Genomic DNA, 12,619 nt, shown 5'->3' with positions numbered 1-12,619 from the left:
CGGTTGCGGCGAAGCGATTAGCGAACCACTAATACCGGAATAGTGGCGTAGCGCAGGATAGTTTCAGCATTCGAACCCAGCAGATGCGTTGTGATACTCGGATTTTTCGATCCGATAACGATGACATCATATTTCCCCTCTTTGCTGAGCTTGATGATTTCATCCCGTACGTTGCCGAAGCGTACTTCACAGTCAATATTGTCCGGGGACATATCAAAGAGCCGTTTCAGCGCTTTCATCTTCTTATCAGACTCGGCGGTCATATACTCTTCGAATTTCTTAATATCGGCATTGAACCCCCGCAGTAACGAACGGCTGCTGTTAGGAAGAATGTTGACCAGGGTGATGGTCGCGCCTTCCGCCTTCGCGAGGTTGGCCGCATGGCGTACCGCTTTGTCGCTCAAGTCCATTTCAAACACGTCAACAGGCATCAAAATTTTCTTATACATAAGCCTGACTCCTTTTCCAGTGAAGGGTTATTTTCTGCTTCCAGAATGGCATTGCGGAGATAAACAAAGCCTAAACACTTGCATCCTGAAATTATCAATTAAGGAAAATAACTGTCCGCTTTGTAAAGCGGTGTCCTGAACCGTCAACGCCATCATGAAATAAGAAAAAAGTGTGAGCTTGATCAAAAGCAAATAATTTCGTTTAAGAGAGGCGTATTAATAGTGCCCCGTGAACGGCAGTCGTTGAATTAGCGCCGTAACGGATAAGTGAGAGAGGAGAAAATACCATGATGACATACGACCGTAACCGAAATGCAATCACCACCGGCAGCCGCGTCATGATTAGCGGCACAGGCCAGTTCGGCGTGATTAAAGCGATCCACAGCGACGGCCTTAATGCCGAGCAGGTGCGTCGTAATAAAACGGTTGAAGTGGACGGATGCGAAGGTAAGTTCGAACCAATTGAGCTGATTCGCCTGGGGATGCACTAAGCCGTGCCCCGACATGCCGCCGCGAACGGCGGCATGTCATAGCGTTAAAGCTGAGCGGCGTACTCCGCAACCGTGGCCTTCGCGCCTTTTTGCAGCAACGTCTGATAGGCCTGCATGACCGCCGCCACAAACACCGCGTCCTTCGGCAGCTCGTTACCGAAAATAGACTCAATGCCCAACAGCGCATTAACGCGGCTTTCCCCTTCAGGGCTACCGTTTACCGCCGCCTGAATCACCGCCAGCTGCGGATCGCTCACCTCAATCGCGTTACCTTGCTCATCCACACCGCCGACATAACGCATCCAGCCCGCCACGCCCAGGGCCAGCAGCGGGAAAGGCTTCTGGTGGACAAGGTGCCAGCGCACGGAATCGAGCATGCGCTGCGGCAATTTCTGGCTGCCATCCATGGCGATTTGCCAGGTGCGGTGGCGCAGTGCCGGATTGCTGTAGCGCGCGATCAGCTGGTCGGCATAACGACCTAAATCCACGCCTTTCACTTTCAGCGTCGGCGCCTGCTCTTTCAGCATCAGCGCATGCGCGGCGATACGGTAATGTTCATCTTCCATGCAGTCATTAATGTGCTGATAACCGGCCAGGTAGCCAAGATAGGCCAGGAACGAGTGGCTGCCGTTAAGCATTCTCAGCTTCATCTCTTCAAACGGAATGACATCAGAAACCAGTTCCGCACCGGCCTTTTCCCACTCAGGACGGCCTGCAACGAAATTGTCTTCAATCACCCACTGGCGGAACGGCTCGCAGGCCACGCCTGCCGGATCGCGTACGCCGGTCAGCTGCTCGATTTTATCCAGCGTGTCGGCCGTGACGGCGGGCACAATACGATCCACCATGGTTGACGGGAAGGTGACGTTCGCTTCGATCCAGTCTGCCAGTTCGCCATCAACAGCGCGCGCGTAGGCACAGGTCACATTGCGCATCACGTGGCCGTTCTCCGGCATGTTATCGCAGGACATCACGCTGAATGCCGGTAGCCCCGCCGCCTTGCGACGCGCCAGCGCTTCCACCACCACGCCCGGTGCAGATTTTGGCTGATGCGGGTTTTGCAGGTCTGCAACGATTAACGGATGATCGAGCATCAGTTGTCCGGTTGCCGGGGAGTGGCAATACCCTTTCTCGGTGATGGTGAGCGACACAATGGCAACCTGCGGCTCGCACAGGGCTGCCAGCACGGTTTCCAGCCCGTCCACCTGCGCATGGAGCGCGGTTTTAACGACGCCGACCACGCGTGCCGTCCAGGCATCGGCTGACATTTCTGCCACGGTATAAAGGTTATCCTGTGCCTTCAGATCGGCGATCTGCTGTTCGCCGCCAATCAGGTTAACTTCGCAGTAACCCCAGTCGCTGCCCTGTTCTGCGGCGAGTATGTCGGTGTACACCGCCTGGTGCGCGCGGTGAAACGCGCCAAATCCTAAATGAACAATGCGTGCCTTAAGGCTGCTGCGATCGTACTGCGGACGCGTTGCCTTCGCCTGTAATAACCGGTTTTCCATGATTGAGACTCGTTAATTAATGAAAGCTGTGATCCGCTGCCGCTTGCTTAACAAAGCGGCAGCGCCTGCTGACTACACCAACTAGAATGGCAGTCGGAGTCAAAAAACGCTGCCATTAACCATACTGATACGTCGTTTTCAGATCTTGATTTACATTAACTTTTCGCCATGTGGTGTGACATCAGAGAAAAGTTGTGTGACAGGTAGCGCAAGATGTAAACCATTAGCGACGGGAAGAGAGCGCGCCGTAGGCTACCGATCCCTTATGTGACGCTTCTGCCGCATCTTCCGCTTCACTCAGATCGCGATCGCGCACTTCCGGCATCAGCAAAGCGGAGAGCAGCCCAATCAGCGAGTACGCCACCAGCATCGCCACAATCGGCCACCAGGACCCGGTCATGTTGCAGAAGATCCCCGCCAGCACCGGACCAAAGCCTACGGCCACCAGCCCACCCGCCTCTTTCGAGATCGCCATGCGGGTAAAGCGGTTCCGCGAACCAAACATCTCTGCCATGGTGATGTTTTCCAGCGCAAACAGCCCGAGCACCGCGAAGTTATGAATAACGATGATAGAGAGCATGATCACGCCCGGCGCGTAACTTTTATCGACGATGATCGACAGCATCGGGTAAGCCAGTAAGATGGCTGAAATATTAAGGAGGATATACGGCAGACGGCGCCCCACTTTATCGGACAGCCAGCCCAGCAGCGGGATGGTGAGGAAGCCGAGAATCGAGCTGATCATCAACGCATCGGTTGGGATCGCCTTATCAAACAACAGCGTCTGCACCAGATACCCGGCAAGAAACGTCTGAATCAAACCTGAGTTCCCGGCCTGACCAAAGCGCAGCCCCGTCGCCAGCCAGAACGATTTGCTCTTAAACATCGCGCCTAATGAGGTATCCTGCGCCGCCGCCGGCGCAACGGTTTCGGCGTCGTTAACCTTCTCAAACACCGGGCTCTCTTTAAGGTTCATACGCAACCAGATGGCGAAGATCATCACCACGACGCTGGCGAGGAACGGCACGCGCCAGCCCCAGGCAATAAGCTCTTCACGATCGAGGGCAAAGAACATGACGGCCCAGATCGCCGTGGCGCTCAGCGTTCCGCAGTTGGTTCCCATGGCCACCAGCGAGGAGATGATGCCGCGTTTCCCCTTCGGCGCGTACTCCGCCAGCATGGTCCCTGCGCCGGAGATTTCCGCCCCCGCGCCCAGCCCCTGAATAATACGCAGCGTCACCAGCAGCACCGGTGCGAAAATCCCGATCTGCGCGTAGGTTGGCAATACGCCAATTAAGGTGGTGCAGATCCCCATCATGGTGATGGTGATAAACAGCACCTTTTTACGGCCAATTCTGTCCCCCATTCTGCCGAAGATAAATGCCCCGACGATACGCGCGATGTAGCCAGCGCCGTAGGTCCCCATCGCCAGGATCAGCGCCATGGCCGCAGACTGTTCAGGGAAGAAGATTTCATGGAACACCAGCGCGGCGCCAAGGGAGTAGAGCTGGAAATCCATAAACTCCAGGGCGGTGCCCAGCCAGCCAGATACGGCGGCCTTCACCAGGTCTGACGTACTTCTTTGAGGTTGTGCTTGAGTCATAATGGCTATCTCTGAAAGGTAAGATGCGTACCACTTAGAGCCTGTCTTCGCAGGCTCTTAACCGCGTGATTTTTATTGGTCGAACGTGAGCAAGACTTTGCAGCACTGCCGCTGATCTTTTTCAAACAGTTCGATGGCGTCTGTAACGTGGTGATAGTCAAATGTGTGGGTGACCAGTTTTTCAGGGTCGATCAGCCCTTTTTCCAGCCAGTCGATAACGACCGGGAATTTGTTGGCATTCAGGCGCGACGAGAAAATTGACAGCTCTTTGCCGGTGATCCCCTGCTGCACGATCTGGCTCGGGTCGCTGGAGAAGCCCATCAGCACGATGCGTGCCGCCGGGGAAGCCAGCGTAATCGCTTCTTGCAAAATGGAAGGATGGCAGGCAGCATCGATGATCAACGTCGGCTTGATCCCTTTTTCGTCCAGCGCGGCCTGTAGCGATTGTTCTCCGTTGTTGAAGACCCAGTCTGCACCGCTGCGCTGCGCCATCGCCAGCCGCTCATCAATACGATCCACCACGATGACCTGCTTCACCTTGTAAACGCCCTTCAGCGCCTGCACGGTAACCAGCCCCATCGGGCCTGCGCCGTAGATCAGCGCCACGTCCTGTTCGGTGGGTTTCGCCTGCCCCGTGACGTTAGCGGCAATGGTGAAGGGCTCAACCATCACCGCGTGTTTGTCTGGGATCGCAGCCGGAATGTGCCAGGCGTTTTTTGCCGGCACAACGGCGTATTCGCTGAAGCCACCGTCGCGATGGACGCCCAGCACCACCAGCGAGGTGCACACGTTCGGTTTTCCGACGGAACACGGGTAGCAGTGCCCGCAGCTGATCACCGGATCAACCGAGACGCGCTGGCCCAGCCGGGAGCTTTCCACGCCTTCGCCAATCGCGTCTATTTCGCCAAAGAATTCGTGACCAATGACGCGCGGGTATTTCGCAAACGGGTTATGCCCGCGATAGATATGGCTGTCTGAACCGCAGATCCCGGCCAGCCTGATTTTGACGCGGACTTCCCCTGCGCCCGGCAACGGGAGGGGACGCTCTTCAATCACCAGCGCATTGGGCTGTTGGATCACTACGCTTTTCATCATTCGCTCCTCGTTTACCAGTTCCAGAGGGTGCCGTCTTCCAGGCGGGCCACCGGCAGATAGGCCGGATCGTACGGGTATTTCGCCGCCAGCTTCTCGTCAAACTCGATGCCCAACCCTGGCTTGTCGCCCGGGTGCATATAGCCGTTATCAAAGCGCCAGCTGTGCGGGAACACTTCCAGCATCTGCTCTGAGTACCCCATATACTCCTGCACGCCGAAATTCGGTACCCACAGGTCAAAATGCAGCGCCGCGGCGTGGCAAATCGGCGACAGATCCGACGGGCCGTGTGAACCGGTACGCACCTGATAGAGTGAGGCAAAATCCGCAATACGACGCATCCCGGTGATGCCGCCCGCGTGGGTTATGGTGGTGCGGATATAATCAATGAGCTGCTCTTCAATCAGCTGCTTGCAGTCCCAGATGCTGTTAAACACCTCACCCACGGCAATCGGCGTGACGGTGTGTTGGCGGATCAGGCGGAAACATTCCTGGTTTTCAGCGGGAGTGGGATCTTCCATCCAGAACATGCGGTACTCTTCAATACTCTTGCCGAACCGCGCCGCTTCGATTGGCGTCAGACGGTGGTGCATGTCGTGGAGGAGATGTTCGTTGAAGCCAAACTGGCTACGCACGGCATCAAACAGTTTTGGCGTGAAATCGAGATATTTCTCGGTGGACCAAAGCTGCTCGTCCGGCCAGTCGCCTTTGGTTGCAGGCTCATACGCCAGCCCTTTTCCTTTAGACATACCATAGGTGGTTTTCATCCCCGGCACGCCGCACTGCACACGGATGGCCTTAAAACCCATCTCTTTGTGGCGGGCGTAGTCTTCCAGCACGTCATCAATGGTGTGCCCGGTGGTGTGACAATAGACCATCACCCCTTCGCGGGATGCGCCGCCCAATAGCTGGTAGAGCGGCATGTTCGCGGCTTTCGCTTTGATGTCCCACAGCGCCATATCCACGGCGGAAATCGCGGACATGGTGACCGGACCACGGCGCCAGTAGGCCCCTTTATAAAAGAATTGCCAGATATCTTCGATGCGGTGCGCATCGCGGCCAATCAGCTGTGGGCAAAGGTGATCCTTCAGGTAGGAGGCAACGGAAAGTTCACGTCCGTTCAGCGTGGCATCACCCAGGCCGACAATGCCCTCATCGGTCGTGATTTTAAGGGTGACAAAGTTACGCCCCGGGCAGGTGACAAATACTTCAGCCCCGACAATCTTCATAATCCATTTCCTTACATCTTCGTTGTGATGCAGGAAATTTACGCAACTACACTACTACCATACAAGTATAATGATCGTAAAATCAGCGGACGATCACATTATAAGGACGCTTATGCGCGTCCCCAGCCGGCTACGATGATCAACATGCCGCAGAGGGCAACCACTGCGCCAGCCCAGTCGTACAGGCTTAGCCTGACGCCATCGACAACGCGCAGCCACAGCAGCGCGGTACAGACGTACACTCCGCCGTAGGCCGCGTAAACCCGCCCGCTGGCGGCCGGATGCAGGGTAAGCAGCCAGACGAAAAGGGCCAGCGCCACCCCGGCAGGGATCAGCAGCAGCGCGGAAGCGCCCCGCTTTAGCCAGAGCCACGGTAAAAAACATCCGATGATTTCACACAGCGCGGTCGCGAAAAAAAGCAGCGTCGTTTTGAACATTTTTCTCGTTTCGTGAGGATTGATTTAGACATCATACGCGATAATGCTCTCATCGTTCCCATACCTGCGGCGCGGGTATGACACCCTTTCGGATTGGTGTAGAATCCAACGGGGTAATCCGATTTTCTGCACCCGTTTAAAGGAAACGCTATGACTACATTAAGCAAACGCCTTTGTCTGACAGCCGCACTGGCGCTGTCCTCGTTCGCCTTTGCCGCAACGGCCTCAGCCGAAACCAGCAAGCTCATCATTGAGTCTGGTGACAGCGCGCAAAGCCGTCAGAACGCCGCCATGGACAAAGAACAATGGAATGACACCCGCAGCCTGCGTCAGAAAGTGAATAAACGCGCTGAAAAAGAGTGGGATAAAGAGGATGTGGCGTTTGACGCGCGCGATAAGTGCCAGCAAAGTGCCAACGTCAACGCTTACTGGGAGCCTAACACCCTGCGCTGCCTGGATCGTCGTACTGGCCGCACGGTAGCACCGTAATGTCGACGCTGTGTGACGTGAAGCTCCGTCCGCTGGAGCGCGAAGATTTACGCTTTGTTCACCAGCTCGACAATAATGCCAGCGTGATGCGCTACTGGTTTGAAGAGCCTTACGAGGCCTTTGTTGAGCTGTCCGATCTTTATGACAAGCATATCCACGACCAGAGCGAACGCCGGTTTGTGGTGGAGTGCGAAGGTGAAAAAGCCGGGCTGGTTGAACTGGTTGAGATCAACCACGTCCACCGTCGGGCGGAATTTCAGATCATTATTTCACCGGAACACCAGGGGAAAGGTCTTGCTTCGCGGGCGGCAAAGCTGGCGATGGATTACGGATTTAACGTCCTGAATCTCTACAAGCTTTACCTGATCGTCGATAAAGAGAACGAAAAAGCGATTCATATCTACCGTAAGCTGGGCTTTATGGTGGAAGGTGAACTGATCCATGAGTTCTTTATTAACGGCGAATACCGTAACACCATCCGCATGTGCATTTTCCAGCATCAGCATCTGGCCGGACATAAGTCCTCCTCTGCCAGCCTGCTTAAACCGACCGCGCAGTAACATGCGCGGTTTTATTCTCAATAATATTCAATGCTGTTTTTGATGGTGTACTTGCGCTCAACGACAGGTTTGACGCTGTCGTCGACGATCGCCAGTTCACAGCTCACCGGGTTGTTATAGCGATCGTACTCGCAACTCTGCTTAACATTGCCCATCGGTTTATCGTTCAACAGGCTTACCGCCGTATAATCCATACGCTTGTGCAGATCTTTCGACGGCGTTGCCTGTACCGATAAACGCTGGTCGCCGGACACCGTGGTTTTACCCAGCGGGTAGCCGTCGGCGTCATACTGATACTTTACTTCCATCTCTTTGCTGTGCGCGGCAACCACAAACCCGTTATCGTCGGTGTCCCACGTCACCCCGGCCGATGGCAGTTCCGCCAGCTGACATTTCCCCTGCAACTTCACCTTCTGCTGCTGAGTTTCAGCATCGACGTAGTAGTTAGCATCCAGCACCAGTGCAACGCCCGTGTTAGCCTCCAGATCGTGCAGTTCAAGCGTATCGAAACACCCTTCCGTCGACATCGTGCCGGTCACGCGTTTGGAGACTTCACCTTTGTCGTTGAACAGCGTCTGGGTAAAATCTTTCACCGGGCCGCGAAGAGGATCAAAGTCAAACTCGTTTGAAAAACTCGCCATCTCCGGCGTAAATGACAGCGGCGCGGTGTTGTTGTCGCATCCCACCAGTACCGTTGCCAGTAGCGTTATCGCTGCGTATTTCTTCACATCATTTACCGTTCAGAGAGAGATACAATCATATTAGCAAATACAGGAACTTACATAACAGCACTTCATCTGCCTCTTTGCGCTGTGTAAATCCCTCGTTTGCATTGACGAGCCTTGTCAAAGTGGCTACTTTGAGCGCGCAAGATTCCACACAATTATAAAATCAGATTAATAAATTTCGGGTTAACATCATGATTTACGACTGTTTTTTGTACTATGACGAAGATATGTTGCTCGACATCAGATTACATACGCTCGCTGATGTCGTTGACCGTTTTGTCATAGTTGAAGCAACACACTCTTTTACAGGCATACCGCGAAAGTTGCATTTCGATATGACTAAGTTTGCCAAATTCAAAGACAAAATTATTTACGTGCCTTTTGACGCGCAGCCTATTTTAAACAGTGCAGACAATACCCAGGTTGATGCCTGGGCAAATGAAGCAGCGCTTCGCAACTCCATTATGAACGGGTTAAAAGATGCGGCAGATAACGACCTGATTCTGGTGTCAGACGTTGACGAAATCTTCTCTCCCGACACGGTCAGGGCCATTAATCCGCGCGCGCTCTGCACGACTATTCATCAAAACGTATTCAACTATCAGTTTAATCTACAGGTTCACAACACGGATGGCACGCCGAGAAAATGTACGTTGCCCCGCGCGACGTCCTATTACAACCTGAAGCATTTCTTCCACGGTGAGCCTGAATCTTTCAGAAACTGGAAGCGTGCCCGCAAAGATAAAAACTGGTCATGGTTTAAATGGAACTGGTTAAAAATCAATAATAAGATTGTGAAAGATGGCGGCTGGCATTTCTCATGGGTAATGACCCCAGAAAGAATTTCCGAAAAAATGTCTACCATTTCTCACACCGAATACGATCTGCCGGAATTTAATAACCCGGAACATATCATTAAGGTTATCAGCAACGCTGAGGATATCTGGGGACGAGACCGAAAGCTGGTCAAGCAAGAGGTATCAAAACGCAACCTGCCTGCTTATCTGGTAGACAATCAGCAGCAGTATTCGCAATTTATTTTATGAAGCAGGCAGGGCTCCAGGACAATTCAGAAAGAGGCACACTAAAACAAAAGCTTACCCTAATCCTGCTATGCTTATTATCTACACAGTGAAAAGGAGCTACAGATGAAACGGTTACCCTGGATTACCGCCCTGCTGTTAATGAGTGCTTCACCTGCGATTCTTGCGGCCCCGGACTCCTGCGAGCGCGTGAAAAGCGACATTCAGCAGAAGATTATCAACAACGGCGTGCCGGAGTCTGGCTTTACCCTGAACATCGTTCCGAACGATCAGGCCGATCAGCCGGATGCGCAGGTCGTTGGGCATTGTGCCAACGATACCTTCAAAATTTTGTACACCCGCACCAGCAGCGGCAATTACCCGGTAAGCGGGGCGGGAACGCAGGAGAATGCGCCTACTGAGCCGCAATGATTTTGCCACTCAATTCCCCTGATTTGACGAGGATTAATATTTGATACCTCCAAATAAGTAACACTCCCCCCATCATTAGCCCAGTTGTAGTCACGGGTGAAAATAATTATTACCAATGATGGGGTGAGTCATGTCCGAAGTTGAACATCACGGCGGGATAAGCCGTCGAGCTCTGGTTAAATCCACTGCCATAGGATCGCTGGCGCTTGCCGCCGGTGGGATCGCATTACCTTTCGGTTTGAAAAGCGCCGCCGCCGCAGTGCAAACCGCCGTGCAGCCCGCAGAAGACAAAGTCGTTTGGGGCGCCTGCTCGGTGAATTGCGGGAGCCGCTGCGCGCTGCGTCTGCACGTACGCGATGACGAAGTTTATTGGGTTGAAACGGATAACACCGGCGAGGATATTTACGGCAATCATCAGGTTCGCGCCTGCCTGCGCGGTCGTTCTATCCGCCGTCGTATTAACCATCCTGACCGTCTGAACTATCCGATGAAACGCGTGGGCAAACGCGGAGAAGGTAAGTTTGAGCGTATCACCTGGGAAGAAGCGCTGGACACCATCGCCGCCAGCCTGAAAGGCGTGGTCGAAAAATACGGCAACGAAGCGGTCTACATTAATTACTCCTCCGGGATCGTAGGCGGCAATATCACCCGCTCCTCCCCTTACGCCTCGCTGGTCGCACGCCTGATGAACTGCTACGGCGGCTTCCTTAGCCACTACGGCACCTACAGCACCGCGCAGATCGCCTGCGCCATGCCCTACACATACGGCAGCAACGACGGCAACAGCACCTCGGATATTGAAAACACCAAACTGGTGGTGATGTTCGGCAATAATCCGGCGGAAACGCGCATGAGCGGCGGCGGGATAACCTACTACCTCGAACAGGCACGCGAACGCTCTAACGCGCGGATGATCGTTATCGATCCGCGCTACACCGACACCGCCGCAGGGCGTGAAGACGAGTGGATCCCCATTCGTCCGGGCACCGATGCCGCGCTGGTGGCGGGTATCGCGTGGGTGCTGATTACTGAAAACCTCGTCGATCAGCCTTTCCTCGATAAATACTGCGTGGGTTATGACGAAAAAACCCTGCCGGAAGGCGCACCTGCTAATGGTCATTACAAAGCCTATATTCTCGGCCAGGGTGATGACAAAACCGCGAAAACTCCGGAGTGGGCGTCGCGCATTACGGGCATCCCCGCCGATCGCATCATTAAGCTGGCCCGTGAAATCGGTTCGGCGAAACCGGCCTACATTTGCCAGGGTTGGGGTCCCCAGCGTCAGGCCAACGGGGAGCAAACCTCCCGCGCCATCGCCATGCTGCCGATCCTGACCGGCAACGTCGGCATTAACGGCGGCAACAGCGGCGCGCGCGAATCGACCTACACCATCACCATCGAACGCATGCCGCTACCGGAGAATCCGGTGAAAACGCAAATCTCCTGCTTTAGCTGGACGGATGCCATTGTCCGTGGCCCGGAGATGACCGCCCTGCGCGACGGCGTGCGCGGCAAGGATAAGCTCGATGTGCCGATCAAGTTCATCTGGAACTACGCGGGTAACACCCTCATCAACCAGCACTCCGATATCAACAAAACCCACGACATTTTGCAGGATGAGAGTAAGTGCGAAACGATCGTCGTCATCGACAACTTCATGACCTCGTCCGCGAAGTATGCCGATATTGTTCTGCCGGACCTGATGACCGTTGAGCAGGAAGATATCATCCCCAACGATTACGCCGGCAACATGGGCTACCTGATTTTCCTCCAGCCGGTTACCGCCCCGAAGTTCGAGCGCAAGCCCATCTACTGGATCATGAGCGAAGTGGCGAAACGCCTCGGACCGGATATCCATCAGAAATTCACCGAAGGCCGGACGCAGGAGCAGTGGTTGCACTATCTGTACGCCAAAATGGTCGCCAGAGATCCCCAACTGCCGTCCTACGACGCGCTGAAGAAAATGGGTATTTATAAGCGCAAAGATCCGAACGGACATTTTGTGGCCTATAAAAAATTCCGTGACGATCCGGACGCCAATCCACTCAAAACCCCGTCGGGGAAAATCGAAATCTACTCCAGCAAGCTGGCGGATATTGCGGCAACCTGGGAGCTGCAAAAAGACGAAACCATTACCCCGCTGCCGGTTTATACCTCAACTTTCGAAGGCTGGGACGCGCCCGAGCGCAGTAAATTCCCGCTGCAACTGTTCGGATTCCACTTTAAAGCCCGCACCCACTCCAGCTACGGCAACGTGGATGTGCTCCAGGCCGCCTGTCGTCAGGAGGTGTGGCTTAACCCCGTGGACGCCGGGAAGCGCGGCATTAAAAACGGGGACATGGTGCGCGTGTTTAACGACCGCGGCGAAGTGCGCATTGCCGCCAAAGTCACGCCGCGCATCATGCCCGGCGTGAGCGCGATGGGCCAGGGCGCCTGGCACGACGCCAACATGAACGGCGATCGCGTCGATCGCGGGTCTTGCATCAACACCCTGACCACGCACCGCCCGTCACCGCTGGCGAAAGGCAACCCGCAGCACACGAACCTGGTGCAGATCGAGAAGGCATAAGGAATAGACA

At 54.6% G+C, this 12,619-nt stretch carries 13 protein-coding genes; 6 read left to right on the top strand and 7 right to left on the bottom strand.

Annotation, left to right across the window (positions count from 1 at the left end):
* Positions 1–17: 17 nt before the first annotated feature.
* Positions 18–449: a universal stress protein gene (locus tag N5C09_RS00065; protein WP_063451452.1), complete on the bottom strand. Its 432-nt coding sequence runs from the start codon at positions 447–449 to the stop codon at positions 18–20.
* A 287-nt stretch (positions 450–736) separates the two neighbouring features.
* Between N5C09_RS00065 and ydfZ the strand changes: the two genes are divergently transcribed.
* Positions 737–940, top strand: coding sequence for a putative selenium delivery protein YdfZ (ydfZ, locus tag N5C09_RS00060; RefSeq protein WP_063451453.1), 204 nt, complete (start codon positions 737–739; stop codon positions 938–940).
* Positions 941–984: 44 nt separating this feature from the next.
* Here ydfZ and N5C09_RS00055 read toward each other — a convergent pair whose 3' ends face one another.
* The 5 genes from N5C09_RS00055 to N5C09_RS00035 form a co-directional block, all read right to left on the bottom strand.
* On the bottom strand, positions 985–2,448 hold the full coding sequence (locus tag N5C09_RS00055) for a mannitol dehydrogenase family protein (protein WP_203466082.1): 1,464 nt from the start codon (positions 2,446–2,448) through the stop codon (positions 985–987).
* A 223-nt stretch (positions 2,449–2,671) separates the two neighbouring features.
* On the bottom strand, positions 2,672–4,051 hold the full coding sequence (locus N5C09_RS00050) for an MFS transporter (protein ID WP_279748163.1): 1,380 nt from the start codon (positions 4,049–4,051) through the stop codon (positions 2,672–2,674).
* A 72-nt stretch (positions 4,052–4,123) separates the two neighbouring features.
* Positions 4,124–5,143, bottom strand: coding sequence for a Zn-dependent oxidoreductase (locus N5C09_RS00045; RefSeq protein WP_063866822.1), 1,020 nt, complete (start codon positions 5,141–5,143; stop codon positions 4,124–4,126).
* Between the two features lie 14 nt (positions 5,144–5,157).
* Positions 5,158–6,372, bottom strand: coding sequence for a starvation-sensing protein RspA (gene rspA / locus N5C09_RS00040; RefSeq protein WP_279748162.1), 1,215 nt, complete (start codon positions 6,370–6,372; stop codon positions 5,158–5,160).
* A 110-nt stretch (positions 6,373–6,482) separates the two neighbouring features.
* The gene (locus N5C09_RS00035) at positions 6,483–6,809 is read right to left on the bottom strand and encodes a YnfA family protein (protein ID WP_063866824.1); all 327 of its coding nucleotides are present in this window, start codon (positions 6,807–6,809) and stop codon (positions 6,483–6,485) included.
* A gap of 150 nt (positions 6,810–6,959) precedes the next feature.
* Here N5C09_RS00035 and N5C09_RS00030 point away from each other — a divergent pair, with 150 nt between their 5' ends.
* The gene (locus N5C09_RS00030) at positions 6,960–7,298 is read left to right on the top strand and encodes a DUF1283 family protein (protein WP_063451459.1); all 339 of its coding nucleotides are present in this window, start codon (positions 6,960–6,962) and stop codon (positions 7,296–7,298) included.
* The gene (gene speG / locus N5C09_RS00025) at positions 7,298–7,858 is read left to right on the top strand and encodes a spermidine N1-acetyltransferase (RefSeq protein ID WP_047354707.1); all 561 of its coding nucleotides are present in this window, start codon (positions 7,298–7,300) and stop codon (positions 7,856–7,858) included. The genes N5C09_RS00030 and speG overlap by 1 nt, the downstream gene beginning before the upstream one ends.
* 17 nt (positions 7,859–7,875) lie before the next feature.
* On the opposite strand, the gene N5C09_RS00020 is transcribed toward speG, so the two are convergent.
* Positions 7,876–8,586, bottom strand: coding sequence for a YnfC family lipoprotein (locus N5C09_RS00020; protein ID WP_279748161.1), 711 nt, complete (start codon positions 8,584–8,586; stop codon positions 7,876–7,878).
* Positions 8,587–8,777: 191 nt separating this feature from the next.
* Between N5C09_RS00020 and N5C09_RS00015 the strand changes: the two genes are divergently transcribed.
* The 3 genes from N5C09_RS00015 (at position 8,778) to ynfE (ending at position 12,609) form a co-directional block, all read left to right on the top strand.
* A complete protein-coding gene (locus tag N5C09_RS00015; RefSeq protein WP_279748160.1) occupies positions 8,778–9,632 on the top strand; it encodes a benzoate transporter in 855 nt (284 codons plus the stop codon).
* Between the two features lie 102 nt (positions 9,633–9,734).
* On the top strand, positions 9,735–10,040 hold the full coding sequence (locus N5C09_RS00010) for a DUF1161 domain-containing protein (protein WP_045621663.1): 306 nt from the start codon (positions 9,735–9,737) through the stop codon (positions 10,038–10,040).
* A gap of 130 nt (positions 10,041–10,170) precedes the next feature.
* Positions 10,171–12,609, top strand: a complete 2,439-nt coding sequence (ynfE, locus tag N5C09_RS00005) for a selenate/tellurate reductase subunit YnfE (RefSeq protein ID WP_279748159.1) — start codon at positions 10,171–10,173, stop codon at positions 12,607–12,609.
* The last annotated feature ends 10 nt before the right edge of the window (positions 12,610–12,619 follow it).

The sequence above is a fragment of the Enterobacter sp. GD03975 genome, assembly GCF_029838645.1.
GTDB lineage: Bacteria > Pseudomonadota > Gammaproteobacteria > Enterobacterales > Enterobacteriaceae > Enterobacter > Enterobacter quasihormaechei.
This window is presented reverse-complemented; position numbering and strand designations above follow the sequence as displayed.

What these genes read in the sequence shown, in the direction of transcription:
- ynfE (WP_279748159.1), top strand. Translation starts at nt 10,171, where the DNA reads ATGTCCGAAGTTGAACATCACGGCGGGATAAGCCGTCGAGCTCTGGTT.
- N5C09_RS00030 (WP_063451459.1), top strand. Translation starts at nt 6,960, where the DNA reads ATGACTACATTAAGCAAACGCCTTTGTCTGACAGCCGCACTGGCGCTG.
- rspA (WP_279748162.1), bottom strand. Translation starts at nt 6,372, where the DNA reads ATGAAGATTGTCGGGGCTGAAGTATTTGTCACCTGCCCGGGGCGTAAC.
- speG (WP_047354707.1), top strand. Translation starts at nt 7,298, where the DNA reads ATGTCGACGCTGTGTGACGTGAAGCTCCGTCCGCTGGAGCGCGAAGAT.
- N5C09_RS00065 (WP_063451452.1), bottom strand. Translation starts at nt 449, where the DNA reads ATGTATAAGAAAATTTTGATGCCTGTTGACGTGTTTGAAATGGACTTG.
- N5C09_RS00045 (WP_063866822.1), bottom strand. Translation starts at nt 5,143, where the DNA reads ATGAAAAGCGTAGTGATCCAACAGCCCAATGCGCTGGTGATTGAAGAG.
- ydfZ (WP_063451453.1), top strand. Translation starts at nt 737, where the DNA reads ATGATGACATACGACCGTAACCGAAATGCAATCACCACCGGCAGCCGC.
- N5C09_RS00050 (WP_279748163.1), bottom strand. Translation starts at nt 4,051, where the DNA reads ATGACTCAAGCACAACCTCAAAGAAGTACGTCAGACCTGGTGAAGGCC.
- N5C09_RS00010 (WP_045621663.1), top strand. Translation starts at nt 9,735, where the DNA reads ATGAAACGGTTACCCTGGATTACCGCCCTGCTGTTAATGAGTGCTTCA.
- N5C09_RS00035 (WP_063866824.1), bottom strand. Translation starts at nt 6,809, where the DNA reads ATGTTCAAAACGACGCTGCTTTTTTTCGCGACCGCGCTGTGTGAAATC.
- N5C09_RS00055 (WP_203466082.1), bottom strand. Translation starts at nt 2,448, where the DNA reads ATGGAAAACCGGTTATTACAGGCGAAGGCAACGCGTCCGCAGTACGAT.
- N5C09_RS00015 (WP_279748160.1), top strand. Translation starts at nt 8,778, where the DNA reads ATGATTTACGACTGTTTTTTGTACTATGACGAAGATATGTTGCTCGAC.